The organism is Actinophytocola sp., assembly GCF_036378875.1.
Classification (GTDB): Bacteria; Actinomycetota; Actinomycetes; order Mycobacteriales; family Pseudonocardiaceae; genus Actinophytocola.
Window position 1 is genome coordinate 216,685 of the sequence record NZ_DASUVO010000073.1, and the last position, 17,015, is coordinate 233,699.

General features: G+C 69.5%; 10 protein-coding genes. 4 read left to right on the forward strand and 6 right to left on the reverse strand.

The genetic code is table 11. The features are described from left to right. Nucleotides 1-319: 319 nt before the first annotated feature. The 4 genes from VF106_RS21140 to VF106_RS21155 are packed head-to-tail and all read left to right on the forward strand — an operon-like array spanning nt 320 to nt 9,624. Nucleotides 320-1,660 carry an MFS transporter gene (locus VF106_RS21140; RefSeq protein WP_330841496.1) on the forward strand — a complete coding sequence of 447 codons (1,341 nt, stop codon included), beginning with the start codon at nt 320-322 and terminating at the stop codon, nt 1,658-1,660. Beyond that, nucleotides 1,657-4,938, forward strand: a complete 3,282-nt coding sequence (locus VF106_RS21145; protein WP_330841497.1) for a non-ribosomal peptide synthetase — start codon at nt 1,657-1,659, stop codon at nt 4,936-4,938. The genes VF106_RS21140 and VF106_RS21145 overlap by 4 nt, the downstream gene beginning before the upstream one ends. 23 nt (nt 4,939-4,961) lie before the next feature. Then, nucleotides 4,962-8,936, forward strand: a complete 3,975-nt coding sequence (locus tag VF106_RS21150) for a non-ribosomal peptide synthetase (RefSeq protein ID WP_330841498.1) — start codon at nt 4,962-4,964, stop codon at nt 8,934-8,936. Continuing rightward, the gene (locus tag VF106_RS21155) at nt 8,929-9,624 is read left to right on the forward strand and encodes a hypothetical protein (RefSeq protein WP_330841499.1); all 696 of its coding nucleotides are present in this window, start codon (nt 8,929-8,931) and stop codon (nt 9,622-9,624) included. Before VF106_RS21150 ends, VF106_RS21155 begins: the two co-directional genes overlap by 8 nt. Nucleotides 9,625-9,759: 135 nt before the next feature. Here the strand turns inward: VF106_RS21155 and VF106_RS21160 are convergent, their stop codons facing one another. The 6 genes from VF106_RS21160 to VF106_RS21185 are packed head-to-tail and all read right to left on the reverse strand — an operon-like array spanning nt 9,760 to nt 17,013. Continuing rightward, nucleotides 9,760-10,911 (reverse strand): saccharopine dehydrogenase family protein, encoded by a 1,152-nt coding sequence (locus tag VF106_RS21160; RefSeq protein ID WP_330841500.1) that lies wholly within the window; start codon nt 10,909-10,911, stop codon nt 9,760-9,762. After that, complete coding sequence (locus VF106_RS21165; RefSeq protein WP_330841501.1) at nt 10,904-11,935, reverse strand: saccharopine dehydrogenase; 1,032 nt, start codon at nt 11,933-11,935, stop codon at nt 10,904-10,906. The genes VF106_RS21160 and VF106_RS21165 overlap by 8 nt, the downstream gene beginning before the upstream one ends. A gap of 49 nt (nt 11,936-11,984) precedes the next feature. Continuing rightward, nucleotides 11,985-13,091, reverse strand: a complete 1,107-nt coding sequence (locus tag VF106_RS21170) for a cytochrome P450 (protein WP_330841502.1) — start codon at nt 13,089-13,091, stop codon at nt 11,985-11,987. A gap of 15 nt (nt 13,092-13,106) precedes the next feature. Further along, nucleotides 13,107-15,251, reverse strand: a complete 2,145-nt coding sequence (locus VF106_RS21175) for an iron-containing redox enzyme family protein (protein ID WP_330841503.1) — start codon at nt 15,249-15,251, stop codon at nt 13,107-13,109. 8 nt (nt 15,252-15,259) lie between these two features. Beyond that, complete coding sequence (locus VF106_RS21180; protein WP_330841504.1) at nt 15,260-16,180, reverse strand: hypothetical protein; 921 nt, start codon at nt 16,178-16,180, stop codon at nt 15,260-15,262. Further along, nucleotides 16,177-17,013, reverse strand: a complete 837-nt coding sequence (locus tag VF106_RS21185) for an isocitrate lyase/PEP mutase family protein (RefSeq protein ID WP_330841505.1) — start codon at nt 17,011-17,013, stop codon at nt 16,177-16,179. The genes VF106_RS21180 and VF106_RS21185 overlap by 4 nt, the downstream gene beginning before the upstream one ends. Between the last annotated feature and the right edge of the window lie 2 nt (nt 17,014-17,015).

Here is a 17,015-nt window from a genome sequence, read left to right on the forward strand (position 1 = left end):
TCGCAGTCGGCTCATCCGCCTGCCTTGATCAAACAATTGCGATACTCGCGGATTCATATCTGTTGACAGTCAAGAAACCCGGGACTATTGTTGGGCCCGCCTATCAGATCGAAATATGCAGCACCGGTGTGGTGCACACTTTGGGGGAACCCTTTCCTGATTGACTTCGGAAAGGTGGTCTTTGTGTTGGGGACTCCGCGATTACCCTGGCTGGGTCGACCGCATTTCCGTCTTGCGACCAGACTGTCGCAGTCGGCGACCGGACGTCGCCGTCTGCGACATTTCACATTCGGCCAGGAGGAACTGAAGGAAGGGGTTCATGACCTCTGAACAGGAAGTGGAGGTCGCGCCCGAGACCGCGTCGACGCAGCGTCGCGACAGCCTCATGCGCAACCGGGACTTCCTCAAGCTCTGGTCCGGGGAGACGGTGTCGCTCATCGGCACCCAGATCACGCAGTTCACGCTGCCACTGGTGGCGATCCTGACGCTGGGTGCCACGGTGTTCGAGGTCGGCGTTCTCAACGCGACCCGCTACGCGCCGGTCGTCATCCTGTCGCTGCTGGCCGGGGTGTGGCTGGACACCCGGCGCCGAAGGCCCATCCTGATCGCCTGCAGTCTCGGCTGTGCGTTCCTCATCGCGCTGGTGCCCGCCTCCTACGCGGCCGGCCTGCTGTCGATGACCCTGCTCTACGTGGTGTCCGCGCTGGTCGGCTCGCTGACCGTGGTCTTCGACGTCGGTGTGCTGTCGTACGTGCCGGGGCTGGTGGAGCCTCGTCACCTGGCCGACAGCAACGGCAAGATCCAGTCCAGCACCGCGCTCGCCGGCATCGCCGGACCGGGGATCGCCGGTCTGCTGGTGGGAATCCTGACCGCGCCGGTCGCACTGGCCGTGGACGCGGTCTCCTATCTGTGCTCCGCGCTCGGTCTGGCCACGATTCGCAAGACCGAACCCGCGCCGGAGGTGCCCGAACAGCGCCCCACGATCCGGTCCTCGATCGCCGAGGGGCTGCGCGCGGTGTACGGCAGTTCCATACTGCGCTCGCTGCTGACCCAGTCCGGCACGTTCAACTTCTTCCAGAACGCCATGATCACCGTGTTCGTCGTGTACGCGGTGCGCGAGCTGGGGCTGACCCCGGCTCAGCTCGGCATCGTCATCGGGGCGATCTCGGTCGGCGGGCTGACCGGCGCGCTGCTCGCCAACCGGATCCGGTCGCGGTTCGGGTTCGGTCGCACGATGGTGACCACCACGGTCGCCGCGGCCGTGTTCCCGTTGCTGCTCCTGGTCCCACAGGATGCCACCGCATGGTCGATGGCGCTGCTGATCGGCGCCGAACTGCTGTGCGGGTTCAGCGTGCTGGTCTTCAACGTGAACACCGTGACGCTGCGCCAGACGATCACCCCGAACCGACTGCTCGGCAGGATGAACGCCAGCTACCGGCTGGTCCTGTTCGGCACCGGTCCGATCGGCGCGGTCCTCGGCGGACTGCTTGGCGCGTCCCTCGGGCTGCGGCCGGCCATGGTGATCACCGTGATCCTGTTGACGACTCCGGCCCTGTGGGCCTTTTTCTCACCGGTGTTCCGGCTCAAGGAAATGCCGTCCGGTCCGCCCGAGGACACCGACACCGATCAGGTTCTCCCGAGAAACGGACACAAGTCATGAACGCCAAGGGGCAGGGAATGCTGTCGGACTCTCAGCGGGATTTGTTGGCCGCCCGTTTGCGCAAGGGTCGGGCCCAGAAACTCGGGGGAATTCCTCGGCGCGTTCCCGGGGTCGAGGTTCCGCTGTCCTTCGGGCAGGAGCAGCTGTGGTTCATCGACCAGTTCGCGCCAGGGTTGGCGACCTACAACGTGGCCGGCGGTCTGCGGATGCGTGGGCCGTTGAACGTCCACGCGCTCGGCAAGGCGCTGGAGGCGTTGGTGGCCCGGCACGAGGCGTTACGCACCCGGCTGGTCAGCGGGGTGGACGGCCGCCCGCTGCAGGAGATCGACGAGCTGGCCGAGGTGCCGCTGCCGGTCGTGGATCTGTCGGACCTGGAGATCGGCGTGCGCGAGACCCGGTTGCGGGAGCTCGCGATCGAGGAGGGCGCGCGTCCGTTCTCGCTGGCCGACGGGCCACTGCTGAGGCTCCGGCTGTTCAGGCTGGCCGAGGACGAGCACCTGCTGGAGATCGTGGTGCACCACACCGTGTTCGACGGCTGGTCGTTCGAGGTGCTGCAGCGCGAGCTGGCCGTGCTGTACGAGTCGGAGGTCCTCGGCACCCCGTCGAAGCTGGCCGAGATGCCGATCCAGTTCGCCGACTACGCGCTGTGGGAACGGGAGCGGCTGCAGGGCGAGGTGCTCGACGGGCTTGTCGAGTACTGGCGGGAACGGCTCGACGGGGTGCAGACCGTGCACCTGGCCACCGACCGCCGGCGTCCGGTGCTGGCCAGTTTCGACGGTGGGCTCGAGCGCGTCCCGATGGGCGCCGCCGTGCTGGACGGATTGCAGGAGCTGAGCCGGCGTGAGGGAACGACCCTGTTCGTCACCCTGCTGGCGGCGTTGCAGGTGTTGCTGCACCGGTACACCGGCCAGGACGACATCGTGGTGGGGACCGCGAGCGCCAACCGAACCCGGGAGGAGTTGGCGCCGCTGATCGGCTTCCTGGTCAACACGTTGCCGATCCGGACCGACATGTCGGGCGATCCGACCTTCGTGGAGCTGCTGAGCCAGGTGCGGGACACCACCGTGGCCGCCTACGCCCACCAGGATCTGCCGTTCGCCAAGCTGGTCGAGGCACTGCGCGTCGAGCGTGACCCCAGCCGGGCGCCGCTGTTCCAGATCGGGTTCACCCAGGCCAACATCGGCGAGAAGACCCCGGTCGCGGACCTGGTCGTGCAGGCGGAGCCGGTGGACATGCTGCCGGCAAAGTTCGACCTGAACCTGTTCGCCAAGATCGGACCGGATGGTCTCGCGGTGGACGCCTCCTACGCGAAGGCCCTGTTCGACGCCGCGACCGTGCGGCGGATGCTCGGCAACTTCCGGGTGCTGCTCGGCGGCATCGTGGCGGACCCGACCAAACGCCTGTCCGAGCTTCCGTTGCTGACACAGGAGGAGTACCACCGCGAGGTGGTCGAGTGGAACGACACCGCGGTGGAGTTTCCCGTGGTGTGTATCCATTCCCAGTTCGAGACCCAGGTGCGGCACGCGCCGGACGGGATCGCGGCCGTCCATGGCGAGGAGTCCGTCACCTACGCGGAGCTGAACCGGCAGGCGAACCGGATCGCCCGCTGGCTGCGGGACAAGGGCGCCGGGCCGGAGGTGCTGGTCGGTGTGTGCATGCCGCCGTCCATCCGCCGGCTCGCCGTGCTGCTCGGGATCATGAAGGCGGGCAGCGGGTACGTGCCGCTGGACCCGGCGCTGCCGCCGGAGCGGCTTTCCTACATGGTCGGCGACGCTCGGATGCCGGTGGTGGTCACGGATTCCGCGGGGCCGTCGCTGCCCGGGGACGCCGAGGTGGTGTCGATCGACGAGGCGTGGCCGGCCGTCTCGGAGCTGCCCGACACGAACCTCGAGGTGGCCGTTGAGCCGTCCAACCTGGCGTACGTGATCTACACGTCGGGGTCGACCGGGCAGCCCAAGGGCGTGATGGTCGAACACCGGCACGCGATCAACTTTCTGATCGGGATGATCGAGCACTTCCCGATCAGGCCCGGTGACCAGGTACTGCAGTTCGCCTCGCTGAGCTTCGACGTGTCGGTCATGGACATGTTCATGACGCTGCTGTCCGGCGCGACCGCGGTACTGGCCAACCGCGAGACCCTCATGTCCCCGCCACGGCTCGGCGAGCTGCTACGCGACCGGAAGGTGACCTTCGCCTGCCTGCCACCGGCGGTGGTGAACCTGTTGACCGGTGAGGACTTCCCGGATCTGCGGATCCTCCTGTCGGCCGGCGAGGAGCTGTCCTCGACGCTCGTGCGCAGCTGGCTGCGGCCCGGCCTGCGCTTCCACAACGGTTACGGCCCGACGGAAGCCGCGATCGGCGCGACGTTCATGGAGCTGGACGGCACCATGGACCCGCCACCGATCGGCCGTCCGAAGCCGAACTACCAGGCCTACGTGCTCGACGCGCACCTCAACCCGGTGCCGGTCGGGGTGATCGGCGAGCTGCACATCGGCGGCGCCGGCGTCACCCGCGGCTACCTCAACCAGCCGGAGCTGACCGCGCAGCGGTTCATCGACGATCCGTTCCGCCCCGGCGGGCGGCTGTACAAGACCGGTGACCTGGTGCGCAGGCGACCTGACGGGCTGATCCAGTTCGTCGGGCGGATCGACGACCAGGTCAAGATCCGTGGCCTGCGGGTGGAACCCGGCGAGATCGAGACCGCCATGGTCTCGATGGTCGGCGTCGCCCAGGCGTTCGTCACGGTGATCGAGGACCGGGCAGGCGAGAAGCAGCTCGTCGGCTACGCGCGGGCCGCAGAGAACGGCAAGGTCAGCCCGGCCGACTTGCGCCAGCACCTGACCCGCTGGCTGCCCGCGTACATGGTGCCGACCCACCTGGTCGTGCTCGACACCTTCCCGCTCACACCGAACGGGAAGATCGACAAGTCGGCGCTGCCCGAACCGGGCGCCGGCGACACCACCACGCTCAACCCGCCCACCACGTTGATCGAGACCATGCTCGTCGACCTGTACGCCGGTCTGCTCAACAACCAGGTCGGTGTGGACGACAGCTTCTTCGACACCGGCGGCAACTCCCTGCAGGCCATGCAACTCATCACGCGACTGCGCAACGAGCTGGCCGTCGACATCGACGTCACGGCCGTGTTCCTCGCGCCGACCCCGCGCCGGCTCACCGAGGTCCTCGTCGTCCAGCACGGTCTCGAGGACGTCGAACTCGGCGAGGACGGCATCGAGGGACTCGAGGGGTTCTCGGACCCGGCTGCGTCGCTGAACTAGATCGCGGACAGGGGGTCACGGGGATGTTGTCGGATGCTCAGCGGGCGATGGTGGCTGCCCGCCTGCGCAAGGGGCGGGGCACGGCGGCGGGGGGAATTCCTCGCCGCACCCCCGGGGGTGCGGTTCCGTTGTCCTTCGGGCAGGAGCAGCTGTGGTTCATCGACCAGTTCGCTCCCGGGTTGGCGACCTACAACGTGGCCGGTGCCATACGGCTGCGGGGCGATCTGGACGCGGCGGCTCTCGGCCGTGCGCTGGACGGGTTGCGGGAGCGGCACGAGGCGTTGCGGACCCGGTTGGTGAACGGGCCGGACGGACAACCGACCCAAGTGGTCGATAACCCGGTCCCGGTTTCGCTGCCCGTCGAAGAGGTGTCCGAGGAACGCCTGCGAGAGCTGGCCGTGGCGGAGGGGAGCCAGCCGTTCTCGCTGGCCGACGGCCCCTTGTCGCGGGCCCGGTTGTTTCGGACGGGTGCGGATGAACATCTGCTCGTGATCGTCGTGCACCACGCGGTGTTCGACGGCTGGTCGTTCGGCGTCCTGCTGCGCGAGCTGTCGGCGCTCTACGAGGCCGAGGTGTCGGGTGTCTCGGCGCCGCTCCCGCCGCTGCCGATCCAGTTCGCCGACTACGCCGTCTGGGAGCGGGACCGATTACAGGGGGAAACCCTTGCGGGACTGGTGAAGTACTGGCGGGAGGAACTCGACGGGGCGCAGACCCTCGAACTGCCGACCGATCGGCCCCGGCCTCTGCTGGAGAGCCATCGTGGCGACGTGGTGACCCTGCCGATGGACACGCGACTGTTGGACGGGTTGCGGGAGCTGAGCCGCCAGCAGGGGACGACCCTGTTCGTTGTGCTGCTGGCGGCGTTGCAGGTGTTGCTGCACCGGTACTCCGGTCAGGACGACATCGTGGTGGGCACGCCGAGCGCGAACCGGAGCCGGGCGGAGTTGGCTCCGCTGATCGGGTACCTGGTGAACACGTTGCCGATCCGGGCCCGGATGTCCGGCGACCCGACGTTCGTGGAGCTGCTCGACCAGGTCCGCCAGACCACCGTGGCCGCCTCCGCGCACCAGGACCTGCCGTTCGCCAAGCTGATCTCGGCGTTGAACGTGCCGCGCGACCCGAGTCGTACCCCGGTGTTCCAGGTCTCCTTCAGCAATGCCGAGGGCGGCGAGCACAGCGTGTCGGCCGCCGGTGTCGAGATGGAGGTCACCGCCGACTACGCCGAGCCGGACACCGCCAAGTTCGACCTGACCTTCTTCGTCGGATGCACGGCGGAGGAGTTCGTTGCTGTCGGGCAGTACGCGACCGACGTGTTCGACGAGTCGACGGTTCGGCGGATGCTGGGCCATTTCGCGGTCCTGCTGGGCGGGATCGTCGCCGATCCCGGGCGGCGGCTGTCCGCGCTTCCGCTGCTGTCCGCGCGGGACCTGCACCGGGAGACCGTCGAGTGGAACGACACCGCCGTCGACTTTCCGGTGGTGTGCCTGCACGAGCGCTTCGAGTCCCAGGCCGCCGCGACGCCGGACGTCGTCGCGGCGGTGCTGGGGAACGAGTCCATCACCTATGCGGAGTTGAACGCGCGGGCGAACCGGATCGCCCGCTGGCTGCGGGACAAGGGTGCCGGGCCGGAGGTGCTGATCGGCGTGTGCCTGCCGCCGTCCATTCGCCGGTTGGCCGTGGTGCTCGGGATACTGAAGGCCGGGAGCGGATATGTGCCGCTGGATCCGGCACTGCCGCTGGAGCGGCTTTCCTACATGGTCGGCGATGCTCGGATGCCGGTGGTGGTGACGGACTCGGCGGGGCCGTCGTCGCTCGGGGACGCCGACGTGGTCTCGGTCGACGAGGCCGACATTTCCGGGTTGTCCGAGACGAATCTCGAGGTGGCCGTTGAGCCGTCCAACCTGGCGTACGTGATCTACACGTCGGGGTCGACCGGGCAGCCCAAGGGTGTGATGGTCGAACACCGACAGGCGATCAACTTCGTGCTCGGGCAGGTCGGGCACTGGCCGGTGCTGCCGGGCGACCGCGTGTTGCAGTTCGCGTCGCTGAACTTCGACGCGTCGGTGCAGGACATGTTCGTGTCGTTGCTTTCCGGTGCCACCGCGGTGTTGGGCACCCGGGAGACGCTGCTGTCGCCGCCCCGGCTGACGAAGCTGCTCCGCGGGAACCGGGTGAGCGTGGCGTGCCTGCCCCCGGCGGTGGCGAACCTGATCGCCGACGAGCAGTTCCCCGACCTGCGCGTGCTGATGATCGCCGGTGAGGAACTGCCAACGACCCTGATGCGCCGCTGGCTGCGCCCGGGTCTGAGGCTGTGCAACGGATACGGCCCGACCGAGACCACGGTCACGCCGATGTTCGCGGAGCTGGACGGCACCATCGAGCCGCCGCCGATCGGTCGCCCCGCACCCAACTACGTCGCCTACGTCCTGGACGCCACGCTCACTCCGGTGCCGGTCGAGGTGATCGGCGAGCTGCACGTGGGCGGCGCCGGCGTCACCCGCGGTTATCTGAACCGGCCGGAGCTGACCGCGCTCCGGTTCATCGACGATCCGTTCCGTCCCGGCGGGCGGCTGTACAAGACCGGTGACCTGGTGCGCCGGCGGCCCGACGGGCTCATCCAGTTCGTCGGCCGCGTCGACGACCAGGTCAAGCTGCGCGGGCTGCGGGTGGAGGTCGGGGAGATCGAGGCCGCGTTGACGTCCCACCCCGGCGTCGCCCAGGCCGTCGTGATCATGACGCCGGATGCCGGCGGGGACAAGCAACTCGTCGGGTACGTCCGGCTCGACTCCCCGGCCGGCTCCGGTGAGCTGCGCCGGCACATCGCGCGATGGCTGCCCGACTACATGGTGCCTGCGCACATCGTGGTCGTGGACGCGTTCCCGCTGAACGCGAGCGGGAAGATCCACAAGGCCGCGCTGCCCAGGCCCGGGGTGGCCGACCCGGTCGCCACATACCAGGCGCCGACCACGCTCACCGAAACCGTGCTCGTCGAGCTGTACCGCGCCTTGCTCAACCGTGAGCGGGTCGGCGTCGACGACGGTTTCTTCGACCTCAGCGGCAACTCGTTGCAGGCGATGCAGCTCGTCACCCGGATCAGGAACGACCTCGGCGTCGACATCGGGGTCACGGCGGTGTTCCTGGCCCCGACGCCGCGCCGGCTGGCCGCCCGGATCGAGGCCATCCGGGCCGGCACCGCTCGGCCGGCCTCGTCGGGGCTGGTGGTCGAGCTGTCCGACGGCGGCGAGCCGTTCTTCCTGGTACACGCGGTTGGTGGAACCGTGTACGCGTACGCGCCGCTGGCCCGGGAGCTGCCCTTCGCGGTGTACGGCATCGAGGCCGCCGGGTTGACCGAGGGCGTGCCCGCGTCGTCGCTGGCCGGCATGGTCGAGCGGTACGCCAAGGAGATCCGCGCGGTGCGGCCGGGGCCGTACCGGCTGGGTGGCTGGTCGATGGGCGGGGTCGTCGCGTACGAGCTGGCTCGGCACCTCGAGTCGCTCGGCGAGGAGGTCTCGCTGGTGGCGTTGCTGGATCCGCCGTTCTCGCTTCCGCCCACGACGTTGGCGGAGTTCGCTTCGGAGTTCGTGGCCGACGCGGCGCGGACCCTGGGGTGGACGTCCGCCTCCGCAGCGTGGGAATCCGACCCGTTGGGGTGGCTGGCCAGGAAGCTGTCGTCCGGGGCGGCCGACGTCGACGCCGTGCGCGCGGCGATCGAACGCCGGTTCGAGGTGTTCGGGGCGCACCGCCGTCTCATGGCCGGTTACCGTCCGCAGGCCGGCGTCGCCGCCGATCTCGTGCTGGTGCACGCCACGGCCTCGCCGAACCTGGCCGGTCAACCGTTGTGGCTGGAAATCCTCGGGCCCGTGCTGGCCACGGCGGTCGACGGTGACCACTACACGTTCCTGCAGCCACCACGCGTTCGGGTGGTGGCGGAGCTGATCGCCGCGGCACAATCGGGTGTGTCCCTCACCGCCGCGGCGAGCGTGCGGCCCCATGTCTGACCGTCCGCCCGGTCACCGGACGGATGCCGGGGGCGCGCCGCTCCAGAACCGGGTCCTGCCCACCGGCGAGATCGTCCGCGACCCGGCCCGCGGCATGCTCATGGGCAACCGCGGGTGCATCCACGACGCCGACCGGCGGCTCGGCGTCTCCCGCTGGCGCACGAAGATGTGGATCAGCTGCGTCCTGGTCTGGCGCGATGTCCGCCGTGACGTCATGCCCCCCGGGCGCTGGACCGCCCTGTTCTTCCTCGACGAGGTGACCGCGCTGGCGGCCGGTCACCGCCCGTGCGGGTTCTGCCGGCGGGACGACCTCCAGTGGTTCGCCGAATCATGGCGGACCAGGCACGGGCTGGCTTCGCGGCCCCGTGCGGGAGAGATGGACAGTCAGCTGCACGCCGAACGGGTCGACCGGCGCACCCGGCGTCAGCTCACCCGGCCGGCGCGGATCGGCGACCTCCCGGACGGCGCGATGGTCATGCGGGACGGGACGCCGGCACTGGTCACCGACGGTGCCCTGCTGCCGTGGTCGTTCGCCGGATACGGGCCGAGGCAGGACGCCCCGGACGACCTGGTGGTCGAGCTGCTGACGCCGCCCACGATCGTCGACGTGCTGGCGGGTGGTTACCGGCCATTGGTGCACCCCAGCGCTGTGACCGATCACGCCGGCCGGCTCACTCGGATGCCGTGAAAGACGCTTTCACCACACCGGCCCTGCTGATTAGGCGCGTTGGGGACATGGCCGGTGTCATGAAAGACGCGATCGGGACGTTCAACGACATGAGCGCGTCTTTCGAGACATCGCCCGTGGTGTGAACACGGATTTCTAGTCAACGCTGGAGCGGATGGGGATATTCGTCCGGAGAAAGGACAGCCAGTCGTCGGCGGCTTCGGGAGTGGGCGCGGCCTGGTGGAGGCCGGGCGGGAACTGTTGCCTGAGGATTTGCGTGATTCCGTACGCGAGAGGGAGGGAGACGCAGCGGGCCATGGCGCTTTCCTCGGCGTCCCCGGTGACGTCGAGGAGGTATTCGCCTGACCATTGTGGTTTCCCGTCGGCGTGGAGATTCAATGCCACGGTGAGGATGACGCGGTCCCGATCGGACTCGGTGGTGGGGTACCGGGCGGCGAGGTCGCCGGCCAGAGCCGCGACACGGGCGCTGTCTCCGGTGAGCAGCTCGTCGAATACCGCCGACCAGGCTTTGTGCCAGCCTTCCAGGCGCAGGGTGCCCCGGACGAACCTGTCGAGGCGCCAGGTGGGAGGAAACGCGTACTGCGAGATGTACGGGATGCTGTCGCGGTTGGGATAGACCTCGAACGGTTCGTTGTCGACCGCGTGCGGGTGGGTGGCTTCCCAGGGGTGGTCGACCGTGCGTTCTTCGCCGTCCTCCAGGTAGCGAGCGGGCGCCAGCAACGCGTTCAGGACCCCGCGTGGAGCCCAGCTGAAACGGTAGCGGAACTCGTTGGCGACGGCGGGGATGCCGCCGCAGTAGGAGGTGAACTCGGCCGTGACGGGCAGGTCGCCGACCGCTGCCTGGGCCTTGGCGACCAGGAGGTCGGCGAAGAGGTGGTCGATTCCCGGATCCAGACCGGCCTCGGTCAGCACGACCAGGCCGGCTTGCTCGGCGTCGTGGGACAAGGCCGCGATCGGGTCGGAGACATAGCTGGTACAGGCGAAGTGGGCGCGGTGCTCGACGCACAGGCCGAGCAGCGTGGCGTGTTCTGTGCCGGGCAGCATCGATATGACCACGTCGCCGGCGCGCAGCTCGGCGGCGAGCGCGGACGGGTCGTAGGCCCGGGTCTCCGCCTTGCCGGACAGCCCGAAGCGGCGCAGGACCTGCTCGGCGCGGTCGGTCGTGCGGCCCCAGAGCACCAGCTTGGCCGCGTTGTCGATCAGAACGCGGAGGCCGCTGGGGCCGGTGGACAGCCCCGTGCCGATCCAGTGCACGGTCCCGGTCGGGGGGAGCGATGTCTCAGACATTGATGCGCTCTCTGTCGCAGGCCAGACGGAACGTTTCCAGCGCGCGTTGCCACGGCGGCGAGTTGTCCACAAGGGATTGCAGGTGTGGGGTCAGTTCGGCGGAGAAGGCGAGGCTCGCCTCCTTCGGCAGCAGCGACGGGAGGTTGTCGATCGCGATCACGTCAACACCGGTGCCCGAGGGACGCATGACCGGCTCGGTCCACGTCGTGGTCTCGTCGTAGATCGGCAGCACGTTCCATTCCGAGGTCACGTCGCAGGTGACGTCCGCCACGAGGGACAGGCGGTGGGACTCGTGGCGCAGCAGCGCGGTGGTGAGGAAGGGCTGGGTCGGGCCGGTGACCAGGACGGCGTTGACCAGGATGTCGTGGTCGAGCAGCGCGGGCAGGTCCAGCGAGCGGGTTTCGGCGAGATCCCAACGGGTGGGCTCGATGCCGGCCGTCACCATGGCGTCGCAGGCGCCGCGGCCGGACCGGCCGAGCGCCCCGACCACCAGCGCGCGCACCGGTGCCGAACCGTCGCGGAGCAGGGCGTCCAACGACTCCTTGTCCGTCGGTACCAGAGGGACGGTGAGTTGGTCGCGGTGGTGCAGGACGGCCAGGGCGGCGCCGATATAGCCTGCCCAGTAACCGAAGGCGGCCACTCTGCGGCCGTCATCGTCCACAAGGTACTCGAGGTCGAGCAGCGCGCCGCCGCCGGTGACGAAGCGGCGCAACAGGTCGCGCGCGCCGCGCTGGCCCTTGTAGGCGTGTCCGAAGTAGACGTGCCGGTGGCGCAACGCGGGTGGCAGGTCGGGGAGTTCCTTGAGGCCGACCACGTACTCGTCGTCGGGTGCGTTGAGCCATGACCCGGCCGGGGCGATGCGGCAACCGGCGTCCGCGTAGTCCGACACCGGGAACACCCGGTGGGCGGACTCCTCGACGGTCACGGTGATGCCGTGCGCGACGAGCCGGGCGGCATCGGCCGGGACGATCGGCGCGCGGCGTTCGGTGTCGCGGACCTCGTGCCGCACAGTGATCCCGCTCATGACGCCCCCTCGCCCGCTCCGCGGCACCGGAACGCTCCGCAAGCTCCGCTCATGATGCGACCGACAGCACGGGAATGCGGATGTTGGGCAGCGGGCGGTAATCCACCTGATCCGGCAGGCTCGCCGCGTCGAAACCGTTGCCCAGCAACTCACCGACGACGCCGACGGTGATCGCCACCGCGAGCGTCTGCCCCGGGCAGCCGTGCGGTCCGGCGCCGAACGTGAACACCACCGGGTCGGCGCGGTCGGCGCGGAACTCGTGGGGATCGGGGTTGACCTCGGGGTCTCGGTTGGCGGCGGCCACGACGGCCAGGACCGACTGACCCGCTTCGACTTCCGCGTCACCGAACCGGAACGGGGCGACGGCGAAGCGTCGCGTGTTGTGCACCGGGGCGTCGTGGCGGACGACCTCGTCGACGAACGCCGTCAGGTCGGCCGGCGCGGGGTGGCGGGCCAGGGCCAGCAGCGTGTTGCCGATCAGGCCGGCGGTGGCGTCATAGGTCTGGGACAGGAAGCCGATGCCGTTGGCCAGCAAGGGCCCGGTCTCGTGCCAGTCGGCGCCCTCGGCGGCACGAACGAGGTCGCCGAGCAGGCTGCCGGACCGGCGGTCCAGCGCCGGACCCATCAGGTCACGCAGCGCGGCCGCCGCCGTGGCCGCCGCCGTCAGGTCGTCCGGGGTGGCGGAGGCGGGCAGGCAGCGGACGAAGTCGCCGATGAGGCGGGCGGCCTCGGCGCTGTGGCCGTCGTCGAGGCCACAGACGGTGGCGACGACCTGTGCTGGGACGTTGAACATGAGTTCGTCGAGGCGTTCGGTCCTGGCCGCGCGGTCGGCGGCGAGCTTGACCACCTGCGCGCGGTCGACCCGACCGAGCGCGGTGACCACGACGTCCTTGAGGCGGTCGTGCAGGTCGCCGTCGGTCATCCGGACGAGGTTGCCGAACACGTCGCCGGCGGGCGTGCCCACGATGCCGGGCGGGACCGGTGCGTCGGCGGGGCGCACGCGCAGTGTCGGGTCGGACAGGACCGCGTCGACCGCACGCGCGCCGGCCGCCACCCACAGGCCGAGTTCCTCGTCGAACGAGAACGGCCGTTCGGCGACCAGGCTCGCGTAGTAGGGATAGGGGTCCGCCTGACGGACGGCGTCGATGGGCGACACTCCGCGCACTCCGAATCAGATCATCAGCTCGGCCAGGTCGTCTCCGGGAGACGTCAGGCCGCGCAGCAGTTGGTGTTCGACAAAGTACGCGAACGAGGCGTAGCCGCGCCACACGCGTCGCCACTCCTCACCCACGGCGGCCTCGCCGACGGTGCGTGCCACACTGTCCAGATAGGACACGATGATGTCGGCGGCCTGTCTGGTGTGACCTGCCGAGAAGTTGTCGATGGCCAGGTGCGCCGCCTCGTAGCAGTCGTCGAACCCGTGATGACGCAGCTTCTGCGCCTCGTGCAGCCGCAGCTCGCCGGACCCGAACATCTCGATCGCCAGGTTGTAGCCGAGGATCTCGTTGTAGAACCGGTCCGGATGCAGGCACATGCACAGCTGGTGGATGGAGAAACCGTACAGGTCGTCTGGCAGTTCGTCCTGCTCCATGAACGCCGCGTCCCGGATGTGCGGCAGCCGCAGGCCGAGGCTGGCGATCACGCGGTGGGTCAACGTGATGTGGTTCTTGCGCAGGTCACCGTGTCCCATCTCGTCGGCGTAGATCGAGAACAGCATGGCGTCGCTGTCCCGCTCACCGTGGCCGAGGTGACCGAGGCGGTGCAGCCAGGCGCCGTCGATCAGGTAGCCGAGCAGGTACGTGGTCTGGGTGAAGATCACCTCGTCGCGGTCCGGGATCGTCTCGAGCGGAGAGTACGGGTCGACCAGCTTGTCCCAGTAGACCCGTTCCGCCCGTTCGTAGAGCGCCTCGGCGCTGTACTCGAACCAGGTCGCGTCGGTGTACCTGCCGGCGGCCCCGTGGGTGAACAGGATCTCGGCGTCGGCCAGGTAGCGCTCGGCGCGTTGCCGGGCCAGCGGCAGGGTGTTGGGGAAGTTCTCGATGTTCGCCAGGCGATAGAACAGTTCCCGGTCGTTGAAAGGCTCGGGCTCGGCGATCACGACATCCGCGGGGGCGCTGTCGGCGATCGCGCGACGCCATGCCTGTGCCCGGCCGTCGCCGACGGTGTTGGGGGAGATCACGATCTCCGGTCGGTGTCCGGCTTGGACGGTGGCCACCCAGTCGCGGAAGGTCGCGGCCTCGCGTTCGTCGAAGATGCCGAACATGGGTCCGCCGAACTTCATCGCGCGGATGAACCGGCACGGCCCGTCGGGTTCGGGGCGCAGCTGGCGGGACTCCCGGAACTCGGCCAGGAACGCGGCGAGATCGAGGTCGGGCTCGCCGAACGTGTCGGACAGGAGCAGCTCGCCGATCCGCACGCCACCATGCTGACGCCCGGCCATGGGAGCGTGGCGCGCGATGATCTCGGCCACCCTGGACTCGAGCGACAGGCCCGCGCGCCAGGCACTGAGCTCGGCGAGCATCGCCACGTGCTCACGTTCCAGGGTGATCACGAGCTGGATGGCCGCCGCGGTGCGGTGCCGGGTGGGTTCGTCGGCCATGCCGAGGTACTCGGTCAGGACGTCACGCAACTCCTGCTCGGAGAGCACCGGTGAGGTTCCGGCCAGCAGGTCGTCGACGCCCAGCGTGTGGAACGCGTGGTGCACGCCGACGACCTCCGGCAGGAAGTTGGCCGGAAGCCTGGTCAGGGCCAGGTAGAAGCAGGCGTGCAACGCGGTCAGTTGGCGGGCGTTCGCCCGGCGAAGGAAGTCGGCCGCCCCGATCTCCGGGAGGTAGACGCCCATCGCCTCCATGGCTCGCCGGCGCACGTTGTGCACCGCGCGTTGCGGGTTGCCCTCGCCGCGCTGCCGGAAGTGTTGTGCGTACAGGCGGTTGACGATGATCGCCGGTTGGGTGGCCGGCTGGGACACGGCCTCCAGCCAGCAGCCGCCGAGCAGGCTGAGCGGGGCGCGCTGACGCAGGACGTCCTCGTCGTGAGCCAGGTCGCGCAGCACGGCGGCCAGCTCGTCGCGGGTCGAAAGCAACTGGGCCGCAAGGGTGTCGCTGTCCGTCGCGTCGGCCGGCAGAAAGGCGCTCAGGATGCGACGAGCGGCGAGGAAGGTCGACTCCGACTCCTGATCGCGCAACAGGCGGTGGAACAGCACGTCGGGTTCGGCGGCCAGGATGGTCGCCGTCTCGTCCACGGCGAGCTTGCTGAACTCGAAGGGACGCGACGGGAGCGCGGTCATCGTGTCCGGCAGTTCGAACGTGTCGTTCATGGTCCCCCCTACTGGACGAGTTCTCTGAGCAGGACGCCGGTTCGCGCGCCAGGGACACTGGATGCCAGCAGGTGGTACTGGCCGGGCCTGACGTGGCCGAGGGCGGTCCGGTCGACCAGGTTGATCAACGGGTCGGCGGCGAAGCAGTGGCCGACCCTGCTGATGTTGGCGGTCCAGAGCTGTTCGGCGGTGAACCCGGCCTGTCGCTCCTTCATCACCAGCAGCGGCAGGAAGATGTTGTTGTGCATGAGGCCGGCCACGTCCCCGAGCTTCATGCCCAGCGGCCCCAACAGATCCTCGTTCACCTGGCGGGCGAGGTCGGCGTCGATCTGGTTGGCGCCGTCCAGCGAGCCGGTGTCCTGGGCGGACGCGCACGCGACCAGGTGGAAGCCGTCGCCGCCCTCGTCGCCGGCGGTCACCACGCAGCTCGCCGCCCCGTCGCTGAACAGGGCGTAGTTGGCCATCCGGTCGGCCTCGTCGCGGACCTGGTCGGTGGTGATCACCAGCACCCGGCCGAACCGTCCACTCGCGACGAACGAGCGCGCAACGTCGAGCGCGGACAGGAAGTTCAGGCACCGGTTGAAGTTCAGCCCGAAGAACGGGATGTCGCGCAGGCCGATACCGGTCAGCACGGCCTCCATGACACGACCGTGCCCGTCGGCCGGCCCGGGAACCTCGGTGCTGCACAGGATCAGCGCGTCGATCGACCCCGGTTCGAGCCCGGCGGCACGCAACGTGGCCGTGCCGCTCTCCGCCGCCATCGCCGCCAGGCCACGTTCGGTGCGGAACACGCTGCCCCAGCCCCACAACCCCGGGTCGGGCACCATCCGGAACTCCTCGGCCCTGGCCGGTAGGTTCGCGATCTGACCGTGCTCGATCTCGTGCTCGCCGAGCACGTAGGCGGGCCCGCGCAGTAGGACCGAGCTCATGTTCGCTCCTTGGTGGACAGCAGTGCGTTGATCTCGGCGTACGGCACCGCCCGGGTGGTGAAGGTGAACGTGCCCGACTCCTGGATCTCCCGCGCGGCACTCAGTGCCTCGCCCAGCGCGGCCCTGGCCAGCGCGGACCCGAGACTGATCCGCCGGACGCCACAGTCGCGCAGCTCCGCGACCGAGTACGGCCCGCCGATCGTGACGTGGTTGACCGGACGGCTCACCGCCGCGCAGACCGTGCGGACCGCGTCCAGGTCGGGCAGTGCCGGCGCGAACAGCACGTCCGCCCCGGCCTCCTCGAAGGCCTGCAGGCGGCGGATGGTGTCGTCCAGGTCCTGCCGGCCGTACAGGAAGTTCTCCGCACGCGCGGTCAGTGTGAACGGGAACGGCAGGGCCCTGGCCGCCTCGACCGCGGCGGCGACCCGCTCCACGGCCGTCTCGAACGGCCGGATCGGCTCGTCCGGGTCGCCCGTCGCGTCCTCGATCGAGCCGCCGACGGCCCCGGCCTCGGCCGCCAGCCGGATGGTCTCCCCGATTCCGTCGGCATCCGAGGCGTAGCAGTCCTCCAGATCGGCCGACACCGGAAGGTCGGTCGCCGCGACGATCGTGCGCGCGTTGGCCAGCGTCTCGTCCCGGTCGATGGCGCCGTCGCCCCGGCCGAGCGAGTAGGCGAGGCCCGCGCTCGTGGTTGCCAGCGCGGGGAAACCCAGCTGGGTCAGCAGACGCGCGGAGCCGGCGTCCCATGGGTTCGGGATGACGAACGTGTCCCGGTGGAGCTCGGCGAACGCGACACCCCGGCGGTGCTGCTCCTCGGCGGCAAGCTGCTGCATGA